The organism is Colwellia psychrerythraea (assembly GCF_000764185.1).
GTDB classification, from domain to species: domain Bacteria; phylum Pseudomonadota; class Gammaproteobacteria; order Enterobacterales; family Alteromonadaceae; genus Colwellia; species Colwellia psychrerythraea_B.
On record NZ_JQEC01000038.1, the window covers coordinates 1 to 19,412 of the forward strand.

General features: G+C 38.5%; 14 protein-coding genes. All 14 read left to right on the forward strand.

Features of this window, described 5'->3' with window-relative positions; translation table 11 throughout:
* A partial coding sequence (locus GAB14E_RS25105) for a hypothetical protein (RefSeq protein WP_033082640.1) occupies window positions 1–6,876 on the forward strand: 6,876 nt, incomplete at its 5' end.
* A 159-nt stretch (window positions 6,877–7,035) separates the two neighbouring features.
* On the forward strand, window positions 7,036–8,937 hold the full coding sequence (locus tag GAB14E_RS10210) for a ShlB/FhaC/HecB family hemolysin secretion/activation protein (protein WP_197061206.1): 1,902 nt from the start codon (window positions 7,036–7,038) through the stop codon (window positions 8,935–8,937).
* 178 nt (window positions 8,938–9,115) lie between these two features.
* On the forward strand, window positions 9,116–9,598 hold the full coding sequence (locus GAB14E_RS10205; protein WP_033082641.1) for an Hcp family type VI secretion system effector: 483 nt from the start codon (window positions 9,116–9,118) through the stop codon (window positions 9,596–9,598).
* Between the two features lie 111 nt (window positions 9,599–9,709).
* Window positions 9,710–11,737 (forward strand): type VI secretion system Vgr family protein, encoded by a 2,028-nt coding sequence (locus GAB14E_RS10200; RefSeq protein WP_033082642.1) that lies wholly within the window; start codon window positions 9,710–9,712, stop codon window positions 11,735–11,737.
* Complete coding sequence (locus GAB14E_RS10195) at window positions 11,737–12,276, forward strand: DUF6484 domain-containing protein (protein ID WP_052093725.1); 540 nt, start codon at window positions 11,737–11,739, stop codon at window positions 12,274–12,276. The genes GAB14E_RS10200 and GAB14E_RS10195 overlap by 1 nt, the downstream gene beginning before the upstream one ends.
* Window positions 12,277–12,297: 21 nt before the next feature.
* Window positions 12,298–13,290, forward strand: coding sequence for a DUF2169 family type VI secretion system accessory protein (locus tag GAB14E_RS10190; RefSeq protein ID WP_033082643.1), 993 nt, complete (start codon window positions 12,298–12,300; stop codon window positions 13,288–13,290).
* 28 nt (window positions 13,291–13,318) lie between these two features.
* Window positions 13,319–13,699 (forward strand): DUF4150 domain-containing protein, encoded by a 381-nt coding sequence (locus GAB14E_RS10185; protein ID WP_033082644.1) that lies wholly within the window; start codon window positions 13,319–13,321, stop codon window positions 13,697–13,699.
* Between the two features lie 8 nt (window positions 13,700–13,707).
* The gene (locus GAB14E_RS10180) at window positions 13,708–14,988 is read left to right on the forward strand and encodes a TIGR02270 family protein (protein WP_052093726.1); all 1,281 of its coding nucleotides are present in this window, start codon (window positions 13,708–13,710) and stop codon (window positions 14,986–14,988) included.
* On the forward strand, window positions 14,985–16,034 hold the full coding sequence (locus GAB14E_RS24160; protein ID WP_052093727.1) for a beta-ketoacyl synthase N-terminal-like domain-containing protein: 1,050 nt from the start codon (window positions 14,985–14,987) through the stop codon (window positions 16,032–16,034). The genes GAB14E_RS10180 and GAB14E_RS24160 overlap by 4 nt, the downstream gene beginning before the upstream one ends.
* Window positions 16,035–16,068: 34 nt before the next feature.
* On the forward strand, window positions 16,069–17,136 hold the full coding sequence (locus GAB14E_RS10175; RefSeq protein ID WP_033082645.1) for a hypothetical protein: 1,068 nt from the start codon (window positions 16,069–16,071) through the stop codon (window positions 17,134–17,136).
* Window positions 17,137–17,147: 11 nt separating this feature from the next.
* Window positions 17,148–17,750, forward strand: coding sequence for an imm11 family protein (locus GAB14E_RS24165; RefSeq protein ID WP_052093728.1), 603 nt, complete (start codon window positions 17,148–17,150; stop codon window positions 17,748–17,750).
* Window positions 17,751–17,877: 127 nt separating this feature from the next.
* On the forward strand, window positions 17,878–18,480 hold the full coding sequence (locus GAB14E_RS24170; protein WP_052093729.1) for an imm11 family protein: 603 nt from the start codon (window positions 17,878–17,880) through the stop codon (window positions 18,478–18,480).
* Window positions 18,481–18,608: 128 nt separating this feature from the next.
* Window positions 18,609–18,974: a hypothetical protein gene (locus GAB14E_RS24175; RefSeq protein WP_052093730.1), complete on the forward strand. Its 366-nt coding sequence runs from the start codon at window positions 18,609–18,611 to the stop codon at window positions 18,972–18,974.
* Window positions 18,953–19,210, forward strand: coding sequence for an imm11 family protein (locus tag GAB14E_RS24180; RefSeq protein ID WP_331386599.1), 258 nt, complete (start codon window positions 18,953–18,955; stop codon window positions 19,208–19,210). The genes GAB14E_RS24175 and GAB14E_RS24180 overlap by 22 nt, the downstream gene beginning before the upstream one ends.
* Window positions 19,211–19,412: the final 202 nt, after the last annotated feature.

The window sequence follows — 19,412 nt, forward strand, 5'->3', positions numbered from 1 at the left end:
GCAGGCACAGGTGAAGATGTCATTAGTGTTGATAACATCACGCAGGTAGCTACGACGATAGATGGTGGCGCCAATGACGATATACTTAATTTAAATACTGATAATCAAATCATTACACTTGCTTCAGTAACGAGTATAGAAACAATTAATGCAACGGCGGGTACCAACACCTTACAGGGTGGTAATGCTACCAACACTTGGACCATTAATAGTGAAAATGCAGGTACGTTAAATACAACTAATTTCACAAATTTCAATAATTTGACTGGTGGTACAGGTATAGATAACTTTACCTTGTCTGATATAGACCATGTAACTGGTTTGATTGATGGCGGTGTAGGTACTGATAGTGTAGTTATTAATGCAAGTAATCAAGATGTTTATTTGGGCACAGATATAACCAACATTGAAACGTTATCAGCCCAAGCAGGCACTAACACATTATATGCCACCGATGTAGACAATACATGGGCAATCAATACTGCTGATACCGGCACACTTGCCTTTGGCGCAGACATTTTAGCCTTTACTAACTTTAGTGATTTAATCGGCGGTAGCGCTGATGATAGTTTTAGTTTAGCGACGATGAACTTAATGTCAGGTTTAATGGATGGCGCAGGTGGTATTAACGATAGCGTAACACTGACCACGGCAAGCCAAACCGTTGTGGTTGGTAGTGGTATCTCAGGCATTGAGACTTTTAACGCTGCGGTAGGTAGTAACACTTTACAAGCTAATGATATTGACAACACTTGGATCATTACGGGTAATGATGAAGGTACTGTTGCCAACATGACATTTACTCACTTCAGTGATTTGGTTGGTGGTAACCAAAAAGATACCTTCACTCTCGGTGATATCAACCAAATCTCTGGGCTCATTGACGGTGGTGGTGGAACTAATGATAGTGTTAATTTCACCGCGGGTAACCAATCAGTCAATCTCTCAACTGACATTATTCGCGTAGAAACACTTATTGGTTTTGATACCGGCAATACAATATCAATAAACGATGGTTTTAACTTCTGGACCATTGATAGTAATAACGGCGGTGATGTTGCTGGTGTTGACTTTACTAACTTCGAAAACTTGCAAGGCGGCACAGGTATCGATTTCTTTACCGTTACTGCCGCTATTACCAGCCTAAATTCAGGCGATGGTAATGATGACATTACCGTCGATAATCTTGCTTTAGTCGCAACAACTATTGATGCGGGTGCCGGCACTAATGATAAATTATCGTTAGTAGATTCGGATCAAACAATAAACCTTAATGATATTACCGGCTTTGAAGTACTTGAAGCTGCGCTTGGTAGTAATATATTACAAGGATCAAACACTGATAATACCTGGATTATAGATAATGATAATCAAGGCACAGTATTTAACGGTACTAACACCTTAAGCTTCAGTAATTTTACTGATATTGAGGGGGGAAGTTTAATTGATATCTTCACTATTACCGCCGCAATAAATAGCTTAACTGGTGGCGCTGGTGAAGATAAAATCACTGTTCGTGAGCTTAGTGATGTTGCTAACCTTATTGACGGTGGCGATGATAACGACACCGTAACGTTAACAAATGGTAGTCAAACGCTTAATATTTCTAATGCGGTTATTGGTGTTGAAACTATTATAGGTAGCGCGACCGGTAGTAATATTTTACAAGCAAACGGTGTTATTAATACCTGGCTTGTAGATGGCATAAATAAAGGTAGTGTCGATGATGGTGCTACTTTTGTTAACTTTGAAAATTTCACGGATTTAGAGGGGGGCAGCCAAACTGATAACTTTACTGTTACCGCTACGGGCTCAGTTGATTCAATTAATGCTGGTGCAGGTACCGATAGTGTCTTTTTAGATAGTGTCAGCTCTGTTAATGATGTTAACCCTCAAATTGCTCTTGATGGTGGCGCGGGAGATGACAGCTTAACTGTTAATACCAGCGGTAATATTTGGGCCTTTACCACAGATGAAGATGGTAGTGTCACTAATGGTGGTATTGGTCGTGAATTTACTGATTTTGAAACTCAAGGTAGTGCCGTAGGCAGTTCTGATACTTTTGATTACAGTGGCTACGCAGGCCCTGTTACGGTCAATTTAAATACTGCGACAGGCGTTGGTGTTGTTATTGGTAATCTTAATGATACCTCTACACTTATTGGTATTGATGGTACGAGCAATGAGTGGTTGATTAGCCTTGTAACCGGCTCTGATGGTGTTAATGATGGCTCTGTTACGGCTAGTGGTGGCGCTACTGTAATTTTCCGTGATTTCAATGTACTAACCGGTGGTAATGACGTTGATAATTTTACTATTACCGATACTGGTACCTTTGCAGGAACACTTAATGGCGCGGCAGGAACAAATACTTTAACGGGTGCAAATACAGCTAATACCTGGATAATTGATAATGATAATGCCGGTAACGTATTGTATTCAGGTATTACGACCTACTTTACTGATATTGAAAATATTATCGGTGGCTCTGCTGTAGATAACTTCAACGTAACGGCTAACTTAAACAGCCTAAATGCAGGTGCAGATAACGATGTTATTAACCTTGATATTATTAGCAGAGTTACTGAAGCCATTGACGGTGATGATGGTGATGATACGGTAAATATTAGTGGAACTGATCAAATAGTTAATCTAGCCACAAATATAACCCGTGTTGAAAACCTGACTGGCTCAGGCAGTAATACTTTACAATCAGGTAATACCAATAATACTTGGCAAGTTACTAGTAATAATACGGGTACTTTTAGTGACAATGTCACTTTGGTTAACTTTACTAATTTTAATGAATTACTCGGTGGCAGCGGTGTCGATATTGTTACCTTGACAGCAAATATTGACAGCTTAGATACCGGTGCAGGTGATGACATTATCAATGTCGATTTGCTTTCTCGTGTAACTAACTCAATTGATGGCGGATTAAATAACGACACCTTGAATATTAGCCTTGGAAATCAAACTATTGAACTTGGCAATGGATTTACCGGTATTGAAGTTCTGAATGGTACGGGCAGTAATACCTTGCAGGGAAGTAACAGCAACAATACTTGGGCTATAACCGGTTCAAATAGCGGCACGGTTAATGACGGCGTTAATCTTATTACCTTTAATAATTTTAGTACCTTAATTGGCGGTAACTTAACCGACAGCTTTACCTTGGCTGATATGAACCTTGTTGCAGGGTTAATTGATGGTGGTGTTGGCACAGATACCGTTAAGTTAACTACAATTGACCAAACGGTTGTGTTAGGTACTGATATTACTAACATAGAAAATCTAAATGCCAGTGTTGGATCCAATACCCTGCAAGCCAATGATATTGATAATACTTGGCTGATTACTGGCAATGAGCAAGGCACTGTTGCTGGTACAACATTCAGCAACTTTAGTGACCTTGTTGGCGGTAGTGCCGATGATAGTTTTACTTTAGCTTCGATAAATCAAATTTCGGGCATTATTGATGGCGGGGCAGGTAATAATACGGTCACGTTGACTACAGCCAATCAGCACATTATTTTAGATACTGATATTAAACAAATAGACAACTTAGTCGCTGCAATAGGTAGTAATACCTTGCAAGCTGCTGATGTAGCAAATACTTGGACAATTACAGACAAAAATACTGGTAGTGTCGATGGTGTCAGTTTTAGCAATATTAGTGACCTTATTGGGGGCAGTGCGGTAGATAGCTTTACCCTAAGTACAATCGATCAAATCTCTGGTGTCATAGATGGTGGCGCAGGTAGCGATAACTTAACGCTTACCACTGCAGATCAAACAGTGACTTTAAGTACCGATATTACTCAGCTTGAAAACCTAAATGCCACTGCCAGTACCTTAATTGCTCACGATGAGACAAATACTTGGACAATAGATTCAAGTGATGGTGGTACATTAACAAATAGCCAAGGAACAGTATCATTTAAAGGTTTTGCTAACTTAACTGGTGGTAGTAATGTGGACAGCTTTACTATTTCTGGGGCATCTGGTGATATCAGTGGCTTAATAAATGGCGCAGGTGGCAGTGATAGCCTTGTGCTGAGCAGTATTGATGATCAAGTGATTGAGCTAGGTAGTGATATCACGGCTAATTTAAATGTCGACCAAGTTGAAAATATTACTGCTAATAAAGATTCTACCAACTCACTTATCGCAGATAATGTAGAGAATATTTGGTTAGTTGATGGTAATGAGACTGGCGCTATTACATACAGCGGTATTACCACAACGTTTAGTAATTTTGAGCATTTAATTGGTGGCACAGATGTTGATAAATTCACCATAAGCGCAGGTGGCGTTACCTCAATTTCAATGGGCTCAGGTAATGATGTTATTACCAGCTTAGGCGGAAATACAGCCTTAGTTAGCGGTAATGATGGTGATGACACCTTCACGTTATCCGGCGGTAGTCTTGAAATCATGCACGGTGATGCAGGTAATGATTATATTGCTTATACCGAAGATAATGTTGTTGTTACCTTAGGGGATAACATTGTCGGTTTTGAAGCTGTTAGCGCTACCCAAGGTAACGGTACCATTAGCGCGCAAGAAGATGTAATCACTACTTGGACCATTGATGAAGAAAATAAAGGTAATGTGATTGATTCATCAACAGGTAGTAGCTCACTCGTATTTAGTGGTTTTTCCAATATTAATGGTGGCTCAGGCATTGATAACTTTATTGTCAATGATAACGGCGCGATTACTGGCATTATTAATGGTGGTGCTAGTAGTGATACCTTAACGGTAAATTTAGATAGTAGTACTCGTACTCAAACGGGTGCCATTAATTTTAATGGGGACACTGGTGACGATGTGATCACTATTGTTGGCAGTAATAATAAATTTGCCGAAAGTTATAACCCGAATGTGCAAATTGAAACTGAGCAATATGACCAATTAGCTTTTACTAAAAATAATAGTACAGTCAATGTTGCTATTAATTACGGCAATGTTGCAAGCGTAGATGACACAATTGAAACCACAAGTTTACAATTAAATAATGCCCTTGATTCAGATTCACTGTATATCAGTAATACTAGCTTTGGTGCAGACTCTGCCTTAGTAAACGTTACTTTCTCCGCGGCCAATAAAGGTGATATTACCGTTGTCGCCGTAGATAACAGTAATCTTATAATTACCGACAGTTTAGATGTGAACGGCGATTTAACTATTACCGCGAATGATGTGACACAAACCGCGGGTACAGTAACTACGCAACGATTAATTCTTGATGACGTAATCCTAATGGGTAGTGTAACTGATGGCATTGAAATAAATGTTGACGAATTATTAGTGCAAAATCATAGCGGTTCAATCTACCTTAATGAACAAGATGATTTAACGTTAAGTAGCCTTACCAATACTTCAGGTTTAGTAAATATTAGTAGTGAAACTGGTGCGATTACAAGCAGTAGTATTTTAACCTCTACCGGTGATTTGGCGTTAACTGCCGCAACTGAAATTAACTTACAAGCGCAAAATCAATTGACCGGTGAAATGGCATTGTCTGCAGGTGACAATGTTATTTTAAACAATGATGCAGTAACTAACATCTCGGCATTAACGGCAACTAATGCGACGATTAACTCCGCCGACTCTATCACAATATCAGGCGATATTAATGTTGTTAACGCAAGTTCAGTAGAGGATTTAACTGAAGGGGTTTTAACTTTATCTGCAACTCAAGGTGATATTAATCTTGATGGTCATACTCGCGCAGATACAGTTAACCTTAACGCAGCTAATGATATTAACTTAGCAAGCGTTACGGCAAATCGACTAGAAGCTACAGCAGTGGGGGGGAATATTACCGCGGCAGGTGCTATTGTTGTACAACAAAGTGCACCTGGACTTTCAACCACCCTAACAGCTGAAAATGGTGCAATTTCATTTGAAAATACCAGTAATGATTTTGATGGTGTTAGTTTACTGGCCAATAGTGCGGTAATTACCGATAAAAATGGCTTAACCTTAACAAGTGCAGAGCTGATAAGTAGCTTAATAGTGAATGCCAATGGTGATGTTGTTGTTGCAACTATTACCGCCGGTGAGTCGATAGCTATTGATGCAGGTGATGGTGCTATAGTTTCACAAAACTCAAATATTACCGCACCGGATCTGACATTACGTGCAAGTACTGGCATTGGTAGTGGCAATTTTTCTGATTTTAGCGACCATTTAGTAGATAACCCTTCAGCAATAACAACTAATACAGCTAATTTAAGTGCTATCAACACTGATTCTGGTCTGGTGAATATTATTAACCAACAAGAGGTGACGATCACTGATTTACGTAATAATGGTGATATTGTCTTAACCAATACCGGGGATATGAACCTAGTTATTACTCAAGTGGACGGGGCCCAAGACGGAGTCATGAAAGGGGCTGTTGACGCAAACTATGGTCAAGATATTCTAAATGATGTTTATAGTGGTAGTGTAAAACTTTTGAATGATGGTAACGGCTCTATTTATGGCGTTGGAAATAGTGTTAACTTCGCTGACATTACTGCGGAAAACCTAACCGTAAATAGTGTTGTTAACTTTGGCTCTACTTCACGAACTATTAGAGTTAGGGTTAATGATATTGTGTATTTGGGCGGGGTCCGAGCATTGATTGAATATTATGGTGCGGAGCCAAATGAGACAATAACCAGTACTGGTTTAGTACTGGAAGTTATAAGTTCAATTACTGGTTTATCAGCTCAGCAGTTAGTTGCAGTTGAATCATTAGATGATGTTGACCCAGCAATTTTTGCGGATGTAAGAAATTATAATGTTGATGATACTTCGGTATTGTTACCTAAAGATCAAAGAACTACCGATGATGAAGAACGTGAGGAAGGCGAAGAGTAATACCTTTCAGGCTTTAAAGGTAGTTAGAGGTAATTGAAGTTACTTCAATCCAGATAATAAGAAATGATACTTAAAAGCGGCTATCTGATAAGGGATACCGTTATACCGATAGGTTATAAGAATTCATCACCAAGCAGTAGATAAGTTAAGGTTATGTTTGTGCAAAATGTAGTAGATAAAAATTTAGGGAATATAGCGCTGTTTATGGTATTGGCATTACTGTGGACTCCAACGCTAGTGAAAGCCGATTTTTTAAAAATGCCAGAAATTGAGCAGTTGAGAAAGATCAAAGAAAAAACCTTGCTCAAAGATATGAATATTCCTGCAGTGCAAGACAGGTTACCTGATCCTATGGCTGGTCCACGATTAGCAGTGGCAGAATTTAGGATCCAAGGTTTAGTTGAGTTCCCAGAACTAGGTATTACCCGTGAAGTGATTAGTCAGTTGGTTGAAGGCATTCGTTTTGATTTGATGGGAGAAGGTAAATTACTGCAGTCAGGTTATACCATTGACGAATTAGGTGAATTGTCAGATTTATTAGTTGATATTGAAGAAGAAACTGTTGATCGCCATGTAACTTCACTGGAAGTTCAGCAGTTGGTCTGGCTGATACGTGCTCAGCAGGGCAAACGTGGTGTTACCATAGGTCAAATTGAAGGGGTAGCCAATAGTATTACTCAGTTTTATCGCGAACGGGGCTTTATTCTCGCTAAGGCTTACATTCCCAAGCAGCAAGTACGTGATGGCATTGTTAAATTAACTGTTTTGCTTGGTACTTTAGGTGAAGTGAAAGTACACGGTAACGACTTGTACACTGTTGATACCATTACTTCAATATTTGATGAACAAATCAATAAGCCGGTAACCAACACTACCATTGAAGAAAGTTTATTTGTTATCAATGGTTTTCCTGGGGTTAACGTTGATGGCTACTTTGAGCCCGGCAGTCAAGTGGGTGATACACGTCTCAATGTTAATGTTCGTAATGAAAGCAGCTATAACATTAATACCCGTATTGATAATCATGGTTCGGAAGAGTCGGGTTTATATCGTCTTTTTGTCGGTGCACAAGCAAATAATTTACTTGGAAATGCTGATCTTCTTAATGTCAATTTATTGCAAACGGTTGTGCCAGCAGATACCACCTTCTGGCAAACCAACTATGAAAGTAACTTTTTTAGCCCTAGGTTTAGAGCCGGAATAGACATTTCACAAAACCAGTTTTTAGTGGATCAGTCTTCAGCAGCTTCAAGCTTGGACATTAGTGGTACGGTAAGTGTCTATGCTGTTCAAAGTAGTTATATTGCTCAACGTAGTAGAAAAAAGAATAGTAATTACAAACTTCGTTATGAAAAGATACATTCCGATTTACAAATTGGCGATATTCCCGATATTGGCAATTATTTAGATGAAAAGCTTTCGCATATTTCACTTTCTTATCAATTTGATGTTCTAGATGATGTTAATAAACGTTTGCATGAATTTAGCGTCACCTATGATAATGGTCATTTTGACTTTGGCTTCTCTGAAGGGCAAAAAGAAAACTACCATATATTATCTATTGATTATACTTTACTTAGTTTTGTTAAAGTGCCATTTTTTGATACTAGTTCGCGCGTTATTTTTAGAACATATACCCAGTATTCAGGGACTAACCTTTCTTCAATCGCGAGATTCTCCTTAACAGGTCCAACAAAAGTACGTGGTTTTTCACCCAGTTATTTTACTGCGGATGATGCTGTTTACTTAGGTGCTGACTGGATCTTTAATAGCCCAAATATGTTGAATTTCTCTTTGGGTGGTGTTGATTTTAACGAAGTATTTAAACCTTTTGTTTTTGTCGACTATGCTTACGGCTACCAACACTTGTTAGATATACAAGAAGAGTACGCTACGGCTCAGCTTGCTGATGTGGGTATAGGCTTTCAAGTGTCGCACCGTAGTGGTTTTAATGGCAATATTCAACTAGCTTTTCCGGTATTAAGTGAGTTGAATGTAGCGGGTGAGGACCCAGAGTATGACTCTTTAAGGCTAACATTTGACTTTCAATATGCTTTTTAATTGTAGCTTTAAATTTTAATTGTCAATTTAAGCTGTCAATTTGATCGTAAAGTTGGAAATATTTAGTTATCTTTATGTTGAATTTTTGTAAGAAATATTTTATTTTATACAGAGTAAATCAGGATGAACACAATAATCTAATAGTGTTCTTTAACTTTTAAAATGGAAATGGAAAAATATGGCAATATATCTTGAGTTTGAAGGAATCAAAGGAAACGTTACAGCAGAAGGTTTTGAGAACCACGTATTAGTTGATTCTGTAAGTTTCGGTGTTAGCCGTGGTCTTACAATGGAATCAGGTAAAATGGCAAACCGTGAAGTAGGTAAGCCTAACGTATCAGAAGTTTCTTTAACTAAAAAAGCAGATAACTCTGTTTCTGCATTATTTAAAGAAGCGGTTTCTGGTTCTTCTGGTAAAAAAGTAACACTGAAATTTGTACGCACAGGAAGTGACAAAGTTGAAGAGTTTATGCAGTACGCTTTACAAGACTGTCTAGTAAGTAGCTACCACATTGCTGCTGACGGTGATGAAGAGCCTACTGAAAATCTTACACTTAGCTTCTCAAAGTGTGAAATCAATTATACTGACTATGATGGCAGTAATAAGAGTGGTAGCCCGCAACGCGCTGGTTATGACTTAACATCTGCAAAAGCTTTATAATTTGCACTATTAAATACAGCCCTTTGGGCTGTATTTATATCTACTTATCAAATAATCCAAAAGAATAAGATAGCTTTTTATTATAGTATTCTCAGGGAAGGGAAATAGTAAATGAGTGAATATACTCAAGACGGACGTTTTCTATCAATTGTTACACCGCTAGCAACAGATGAACTTCTTCTTACTTCGATCAATGGTATCGAAGCCATTTCGTCTCTTTTTCAATTCAGTTTAACTGCACTATCTGAAAATACAGACATTAAACCTGAAGATCTCATTCACAAATCAGTAACTTTTACTATTCACGCGGATGAACAACGTGTTTTCAATGGTTATGTTAGTCATTTCTCTTTTGGTGAAATTAAGAATAGTGGTTTACGAGAATATCATTTAACGATTGTGCCATGGACATGGTTTATCAATCAGACGGAAAACCGTCGAATATTTCAAAATAAAAATACTAAGGATATTGTTAGCCAAGTGTTTAATGACTTAGGTTATAACGATTTCGATTTTAAAGCCGAGGGTGGTAACCCACGTGAATATTGTGTGCAATACGGCGAAAGCGATTTAACCTTTGTTATGCGCCTATTAGCAGAAGAAGGTTATGCTAGCTTCTTCACTCACGATAAGAAAAAACATACCCTAGTTATTGTTGACCAAATGAGTGCTTATGCCGAAAGCGCGCAGAGCAAACTTACCTATTCAAAAGGTAATAGCCCAGATGCTGAAATCAACGCATGGCAACATAACTATGAACTGAAAAAAGGCGAGTGGATAGTCAACGACTATAACTTCAAGGAGCCTAATAAAAGTTTACTCTCACAAAGTACTTCAAAAAGTAAATTAGAGAAAAATAGCCAATTTAAACACTATAGCTACCCAAGCCAATATGATTTTGCTTTAGGTAAAAAGCTTGCTGATGCGCGAATGGACGCAGAAGAAGCAGGTGCTAATACCATTAGTGGTGGTAGTAGTTGTAGCAGTTTCAGCGCAGGACAGTTTTTTAGCTTATTAAAACATGAAGCTAAGTCTGAAATGGGTAAATATTTACTGTTAAGTGTGCATCACCAAGCAAGTGATGCGAGTTATTTTTCAAGCCAAGCTAGTGAGCAGCAATACAGTAACTCGTTTAGCTGTATGCCGTTAGAAAACATGTATAGACCGCCTATGGTTTATACACGACCAGTAATGTACGGCCCACAATCGGCACTAGTTACTGGCCCTAAAGGTGAAGAAATATATATTGATGAGTTTGGCCGCATAAAAGTACAATTTATGTGGGACCAAGTTGGCAAAAAAGACGAAAACAGCTCATGTTTTATTCGCGTAATGCAATCATTCGCCGGTAATGGCTGGGGCTCTTCATTCATCCCTCGCATTGGTCATGAAGTGATTATCAGTTTCTTAGATGGTGACCCAGACCGTCCTATTGTTACCGGTAGTGTTTATAACGGTAATAACAAACCTCCTTATGCGTCTAAAACACAAAGTGGTATTAAAACGCATTCTACTAAAGATGGTGGTGCGGATAATTATAATGAAATTCGTTTTGAAGATAAGAAGGCCAGCGAGCAGGTTTATATTCAAGCTGAAAAAGATTTAGACAGTTATGTTAAGAATAATGAAACGTTAACTGTTGATAATAACCAAGTGATTACTGTTGGAAAAGATCGTACAAAAACAGTTAAACATGATGAAACATCCAATATAAAAAATAATAAAAAGAAAATTGTTGGTAAAAATCAGTCTGAGAGTATTGGTGAAAGCAAAACTATTGAAGTAGTTAAAAATCATACTGAATCGATTGGTGAAAATGCAACGATAGATATTGGTAAAAATATTAAGATTAGCATTGCCGATGATCATACCGAAACTATCGGTAAAAACATGACACTTACTGTTGATAAAGACTTTACTGAAACAGTAAATGGCAAACATACAGAAGTGGTTAGCAAAGAATATGGTTTGCAAGCAAAAACAATTACCATGGAAGCCGATAAACAGATAACACTTAAAACAGGCTCTGCACAAATAGTATTAAAAAGTAATGGCGATATCACTATTAGTGGGAAAAATATTAATGTGAAAGGCTCTGGAAATGTAGTCTTAAAAGGAAGTAAGGTTCTAGCGAACTAATGGCTATGAATGATAAACAATTAGATGAAATTGAAATGACGAATGAAGCCCTAGCAAGTGAGTACAATATTGCCGCTGGGGAAATTATAATTGGTACATTAGTCGGGTTAGATGACAGTGGTCAAGCCTTTGTCGACTTTGCTCAAAACCCTGCTTCAACACCTCTTACAGCCATGAGTACAACTAGCGTGACTCAACAGCAGGTCTCACGCCAAGTTGCGCTGTTATTCAACCAAGGTGACTTAAAGCAACCTATTATCATGGGACTAATTCATAGTCCACTTCAGGCGATGTTAGAAAACTTTGGCGAGCATAATGACACTGAAAAAGTAGAATTAGCGGGTGAGTTAAATATTGATGACGTCAAAGTGGCAGGTAATAAAATTACCTTTGAAGCACAAGATGAAATGGTCTTTAAATGTGGCGAATCAAGTATTACTTTAACTAAGGCCGGCAAAGTCCTGATTAGAGGGAAATACCTATTAAACCGCTCAAGTGGTGTAAACCGCATTATGGGTGGCTCAGTTCAGGTGAATTGATTCACTAAAGGTTAACTATTTATGCTCCAACTTACCAATAATACTCCGTTCTCCGCCAATATTGTGACTTTCCCCAACGAACAAGGTATTGATTCCTTATTTGTTATTGTAAAAGCTACTTTTATCATGGGACAAAAATGGAGTTTAGCTGATGAACAGACCCCACCACAAAAAGCAGATGAATATTGGGGAGAACCCGGTTTATCAAGCATTAAGGCGTTGTCTGATTTTCATATTGGAAAAGTAAGTACTGATATCTTAATGTTTGGTAACGCTTGTGCACCAAATCATCAAAGTGTGTCTCAGCTTGATGTTCATCTAACCGTTGGACAAGTCCAAAAAACAGTTAGAGTCTTCGGTGATAGGCAGTGGCAAAATGGTTTGCCAAGCAGGCCTATACCTTTTCAGTCTATGCCGGTTGTTTATGAACGTGCCTTTGGTGGGCAATATCAAGTAGACGAATCCCCCCTTACAGCAGAAGAAAGAAACTTAGTAGGCACTGGTTTTGCTGGCAAGCGTTCAAAAACCGAAATGGATGGAGTCGCTCTGCCTAATGTTGAAAATCCCAACGAGTTGATCCAACATATTAATGATACACCATCACCTGCGGGTTTTTCGCCTACTTGTAGTTATTGGTCGCCTAGAAATCAATGGGCTGGAACATACGATGATATTTGGCAAGAAACACGCGCGCCTTATTTACCAAAAGATTTCGACAAGCGGTTTCTAAATGCAGCCCATCCTGATTTGATTTATCCAGCCTTCATACAGGGAGGAGAACCCATTATAATTAAAGGCATGCATCCTGCTGGAGATATTAATCTCAGCGTTCCTTACGTGAAAATAAGCTGTAATGTTAAAATAAAGGGCAAAGAGATCCCTATTAATTTGAATGTAGACACATTAGCCCTGCATCCAAACGAACAACAATTAACAATGGTTTGGTTAGCGCCATTTCAATGTGACAAAAATTTACTAAATATTAATGAAGTTGAGTTGAAATTATCTCGTTAAATCACTTGTACATAAGCTGGAGAACATAATGGCACAATCAACCTTTGCTAACTCACGAGGTATTGCTCATAAAGGCAGTGGTGGTATGAGTATTGCCTTTCCAGATGTGTGTAAAACGCAAGTAGGACCTGCTGTTGTACCTATCCCTTATCCAAATATAGGTATGGCGTCAGATACAGATAAAGGACCTAAATCAGTAAAAACTGATAAAAAAATGCCCATGGTAAAAGGCGCTATTTATAAACAGAGTACTGGTGATGAGCCCGGAATACATAAAGGTATTATTAGTGGCAAAACTAAAGGTGAATGTGAATTTATGATGTATTCCTTTGATGTAAAGTTTGAGGGTAAAAACGTTTGCCGTATGGGTGATCCTCTCTTCCATAACAAGAAAAATATAATGGGTTAGTAACTGAAGTGATAAAGACAAGAAATACCCAAAAACAAGCTAATGCCTTTCGTGACATCAACGAGCAGTTTGTTGTCGATGCTTCATTTTTGTGGATATTACGTTCTATTAGCGTAAATCAACCACACTATTATTTAAACGATCTAGCTGAACTTGAAAGACGTATAGATGCTAATTTAGATGGTTTAATGTGTGATTTTTCACAAGCTTGGGAAATATGTTTACCAGAGCTTGAACTTGAACAAGCAGGTGAAAGCTTTACTGCTGCAATTATTGCCTTTAGAAGTCGAGATGTGGATAAAATTAAGCACGTCATAACTCATGCGTTTTCAAATGATGATACGTTTAAAGGCGTAGTATCAGCCATGGCGTGGCTACCTAAAAATTTAACAAAAGAATGGGTTGAACGCTTTTTATACAGTAAAGATTTAAATCACAAATACTTAGCACTTGCTGTTTATAGCTCAATACGCAAGAGCCCTGGCGATATTTTACAAGAGTTTTTCCAACGTGAAGATTGCCTTTCACATACTAAATTACTTATCAGATTATTAAGAGTTGTTGGTGAACTGAAACTTTATACCTATGTAAATCAAGTGCAAAAATTAGCCCAACATGATGAACCTGAAATAGCCTTTTGGGCTAATTGGTCATTAGTGATGATAGGTGAGCACAAGCAAGTCATCCCACTTTTAAACTTCATTCAAGAAGAATCATCTTGGCAGCAACTTGGTATACAAACTATTTTTAAAGTCTTGCCAATTGATCAGTCTAGACAGTGGATATCTCAGTTTTCACAAAAACCAGATATGATCAGGTCGGTGATTAAAGCAACAGGCGTTTTAGGGGATCCACATGTTATACCGTGGTTAATCGACAAGATGAATACGTTTGATACCGCTAAAGTTGCTGGAGAGGCTTTTTCATTAATAACAGGTATTGATCTTGACCGTTATGAGCTCACAATTGAGCAACCTGAAGATATAACGATTGTGCCTAATGATAACAGTGATGATGATAATGTCGATTTAGATGAAGACGAAAACCTACCTTTTCCAGATGTCAGTAAAATTAACCATGCATGGTTACGATATCGAGACCGTTATACGGCAGGAAAACGTTATATTTTGGGTATTGAAGTTGCGCAGCGAAATCCTGCGACTATCGCTAAATTAAATAATGCCTTACAAAGCGTGACACAGCGACAACGTGCCAGCGTTGCATTAACGTTAGCATTGTTAGACCCACAATCACCTTATGTAAACGTTAAAGCGAGGAGCCAAGTTTGAGTCAGCTAAATAAATTATATATAGCGGCTACGGGTATGATAACGCCTGTGGGATTTAATACTCAAATGACCTTAGCAGCGTTAAGTGCTGGAATAAGTGCGTATCAAGAATCGCCATTTTATAATCGTAATTATATAAAAATGAAGACTGCCCCTATTCCTGACGATGCCATTGAAATACCTGACATTGAAAGTGACAAAGTGCTAGCAAAAGAATCACGATATAAGCGCATGTTAGGTATTGCTACTGTGGCGATATCAGAAGTATTTGAACACTATGATGACGAGCTACCTTTACCACTTTTTTTAGGTGGACCAGAATCACTACTATCCCAGCAAACGGCTATCGATAGTGATTTTATAAAGCACTTAGCGGACATTAGCGGAACGACTATTGATGTGAGTCGTAGTCGACTCTTTGCTACAGGGCAAACGTCTGTCCTTGAAGCAATAGACCTGGCATTTACCTTCATGGAACAAACCGGTGCAGTGCATGTTTTAGTGGGCGGGATAGATAGCTTTATTGACCCTTATGTATTATCAGGGCTGGAAATGCAAGAGCGCATATTAACCGCCGACAATTCAGATGGCTTTGCGCCAGGTGAAGGTGCCGCGTTTCTTTTATTATCAAGCAATAAAGCCGTGTTAAATAACACCGATAATAAAATGGCAATTATACAGCGCCCTGGCTTTGCTGATGAAGTAGGGCACAGACACAGCACTGAGCCTTACCGAGGTGATGGTTTAGCTGCAGCAGTTAAACAAACATTGTTAGGTAGTAACTCAGGAAAAATAAAAACATTGTTTACCAGCATGAATGGCGAGTCATTCGCGGCAAAAGAGTTAGGCGTAACCATGTTACGCAACTCGAAACAGTTAGACGATAACATGGCAGTAGAACATCCGGCGGATGCGTTAGGTGATACAGGTGCAGCCGTAGGCGCAATTTTAATTGCAATGGCTGCGGCGAAGGCAACTCAGCGTTCAATTATTTGCTGTTCAGCAGAACAAGCTAAACGTGCTGCCTGTACCGTAGAAACAAATTAATCATGGCTCAATAGGGTTTAATAAGGAGTAAGTTATGCAAATTGGAGAAGCAGTAGGTATCGCGATGATTACTGATGTAGAGTTTGACTGCCCGTTTGATCATGAATTAAAGAAACCGCCAGAACTTAAAAATGAATTAGTGGGTAAAGGGGCTAAACTTGCCACCAATATGAACAATGGTACCAGTACCAATAGTTATAAAAAATTTACCCCTTCTGTAGAAAGTAATAAAAAAGGTAAAATACCTCAGCAAGATACGAAACATAATTTTTACCGTAAACGTTCAGATAAAGGACGTTGCCTTGATATAGACTTTTCTCAGTTTGCAAAAGGAGGCGATGAGGTTAAACATTTTCCAGTGTCTTGTTCAGCCCATCATTTGATCCCTTCACAAGAGTCATTAAAGGATCATGATATATTAGAATATATGTGTAAAGAAGGAGCAGGGACTAAAAATAATCATGGTTTTGCAGATGGTAAAGTGTGGTCAGATATTGGTTATAATACCAATGGCAGTGAAAATGGTGTGTATTTACCCGGCAGTTACGCCGTTGGTGGTGGCAAGGGAGGCTTAAAGGTTTGGTATTCGTTGGACGATGAGCCTGACGAAGAGCATGATACGGAATACATTGATGCCGATAAGTTACCAGAAAAAGAATATAAAGATTATATGCTGGCCGGTGAAAAAGGTAAAATCAGTACCAGTAACCCCTGCTGGCATTATGTTAGTAAAGCGACCGATTTAATGGGCGGTGCGCAATTTCATGATCGTCATTTAGATTACAGTGATGATATAGTCAAAGAAGCTTTAACGGCTTTACATGCAAGAATTGAGTTATTTGATATTACTGAAAAAGCAAATGCTTGTGCAAAGTGTGAAGAAAAGCGTAAAAAAATAGATGAGGCCGGGCTACCCACTCCGTATTCATTGGTTAAACGTCTTGGCTTATTGTCAAATAAACTGAGTGGTTACTTAACGGCAACAGGTGGTAACTGGAAACCAAATGTTTATACCTCAAAGTGGATGCAAAGTTATATGAAAGAAGTTGGAAAGGCTTCAAATAAAGATACCGAAGCGGCGAAGCTCTATATTAAAAGATAAAAGGAAATAGTATGTATTATAAAATAGCTGGTGACTCAGACGAAGAGGGCATGCGTCAATCTTTTGCATTTGATGTTAGAGCAATAAAAAAAATAAAATTTGGTTATGGGCAACGGTTATATCCCGCCACTCACCCTACGGCAGGGCCTCGAGAGAAAGAACCTGTAGAAATCATAAAGCTAAACTTACAACGAGCAAAGGATAAGGCTCCATTACCTACATTTTTGCCTCAACCTGTCCCATTAATGCGTAAAGACTTATTAGATACTATGCGTGCTGCAGGTGTTAGTAACCTCGATGCCTATCCAGCAGCGCTTTATTACCCGGATGGCTCACGTGCCGAGGGTGAATACTTTATCGTTAATGTGATTGGTTTAGTTGCTGCTGCTGATTTAGCCAATTCTGAATATGATGCCGACCAACCAGAAAACATGATTTCTATGGGCTTTGATTCATTAGCCATAGATAACGAAAAAGCTAAGGGCTTTTTAATGTTCCGTCTGGCTGAGAATATCGCAGCAGTAATTGTGCATGAACAAGTGGTAAAAGCGGTTCAAGCAGCTGGTATACCGTTAGTTGAATTCTATAAAACAGAAGACATTGCTATTTTGTAAGTTATTAGTTTGCTTGAAGCCAATTTAGTAGGAACTATGCTTTTAGCCTCAAAACTAACACTTGAGGCTTTTAATTACTTGTCTACAGCGTGTACTGTAAGTTTGTATAAAAACAAAAGGGAATTTTATGTTTTACACCATTAGTTCAGGTACTGATGATGAAGGCATGATGCAAGGCTTTCAGTTTGATGTTCGTGCGATAAAAAAAATTAAATTTGATTATGGCCACCGCTTATATCCTGCTAGCCACCCTACGGCAGGTCTTCGGGAGAAAGAGCCTGTAGAAACGATTAAACTAAACTTAAAGCGCTCAAAAAGTGTTGCACCTCTTCCCACTTTTCTTCATCAACCCGTACCACTAATGCGTAAAGATTTATTAGATACATTACGTGCAGCAGGTGTTAGTAATCTCGATGCTTATCCAGCAGCGCTTTATTATCCTGATGATACACTTGCCGAGGGGGAATACTTTATTGTTAATGTGATTGGTTTAGTTGCGGCAGCTGATTTAGCCAACTCTGAATATGATGTTGACCAACCAGAAAACCTGATTTCTATGAGTTTTGATTCACTTGCGATAGATAACGAAAAAGCTAAAGGTTTTTTAATGTTTCGTCTGGCTGAAAATATAGTAGAAATCATTGTTCATGAACAAGTGGTAAAGGCTGTCGAGAAAGCAGGGATCCCATTAGTTCGATTCTTTAAAACAGAAGATATTGCTATTTTATAGATTATCACTTTGCTTGAAGTCAATTTAATAGGAACTATGCTTTTAGCCTCAAGACTAATACTGAGGCTTTTTTATTTACTTGTATACAGCGTGTACTGTAAGTTTGTATAAAAACAAAAGGGAATTTTATGTTTTACTCCATTAGTTCAGATACCGACGATGAAGGTATGATGCAAGGTTTTGCCTTTGATGTTCGAGCAGTAAAGAAAATAAAATTTGGCTATGGGCATCGGTTATATCCTGCCTCTCACCCTACGGCAGGACCTCGAGAGAAAGAACCGACAGAAATTATTAAATTGAATTTAGATGAAGGTGCTGACAGAGCACCGTTACCTTCGTTTTTAGAGCAACCCGTACCGTTAATGCGTAAAGACTTATTAGATACTTTGAGGGGGCAGGTGTCAATAATCTCGATGCCTATCCTGCGGAGCTGTATTACCCTGACGGCTCACTTGCCGAAGGGGAATACTTTATCGTTAATGTTATTGGCTTAGTTGCCGCCGCAGATTTAAATAAATCTGAATATGATGCCGACCAAGCAGATAATATGATAGCTATGGGCTTTGATTCATTAGCCATAGATAACGAAAGAGCGAAGGGCTTTTTAATGTTCCGTCTGGCTGAGAATATAGTAGAAATCATTGTTCACGAACAAGTGGTAAAGGCTGTCGAGAAAGCAGGGTTCCCATTAATTCGATTCTTTAAAACAGAAGATATCGCAATAATATAAAAATTGTGCATTGCTTGATGTTAACGTTTTACCCATAATTTCACTTATAAACCTCAATGATTTTACTAAGGTTTTTTTTATGTTCTATATACAGTGGTCTGTAAGAGTCATAATACATTTGATTGCTGAGTGTAAGTATTGTGGAGAGCCCCTTTAAATAAATCAATCAAGGCGATGGTTCAAGCTTTATAAGCAAACTTAG

Coding starts and splice junctions, on each gene's coding strand:
- GAB14E_RS10205 (WP_033082641.1), top strand. CDS start 9,116: ATGGCAATATATCTTGAGTTTGAAGGAATCAAAGGAAACGTTACAGCA.
- GAB14E_RS10200 (WP_033082642.1), top strand. CDS start 9,710: ATGAGTGAATATACTCAAGACGGACGTTTTCTATCAATTGTTACACCG.
- GAB14E_RS10195 (WP_052093725.1), top strand. CDS start 11,737: ATGGCTATGAATGATAAACAATTAGATGAAATTGAAATGACGAATGAA.
- GAB14E_RS10190 (WP_033082643.1), top strand. CDS start 12,298: ATGCTCCAACTTACCAATAATACTCCGTTCTCCGCCAATATTGTGACT.
- GAB14E_RS10185 (WP_033082644.1), top strand. CDS start 13,319: ATGGCACAATCAACCTTTGCTAACTCACGAGGTATTGCTCATAAAGGC.
- GAB14E_RS10175 (WP_033082645.1), top strand. CDS start 16,069: ATGCAAATTGGAGAAGCAGTAGGTATCGCGATGATTACTGATGTAGAG.
- GAB14E_RS24165 (WP_052093728.1), top strand. CDS start 17,148: ATGTATTATAAAATAGCTGGTGACTCAGACGAAGAGGGCATGCGTCAA.
- GAB14E_RS24170 (WP_052093729.1), top strand. CDS start 17,878: ATGTTTTACACCATTAGTTCAGGTACTGATGATGAAGGCATGATGCAA.
- GAB14E_RS24175 (WP_052093730.1), top strand. CDS start 18,609: ATGTTTTACTCCATTAGTTCAGATACCGACGATGAAGGTATGATGCAA.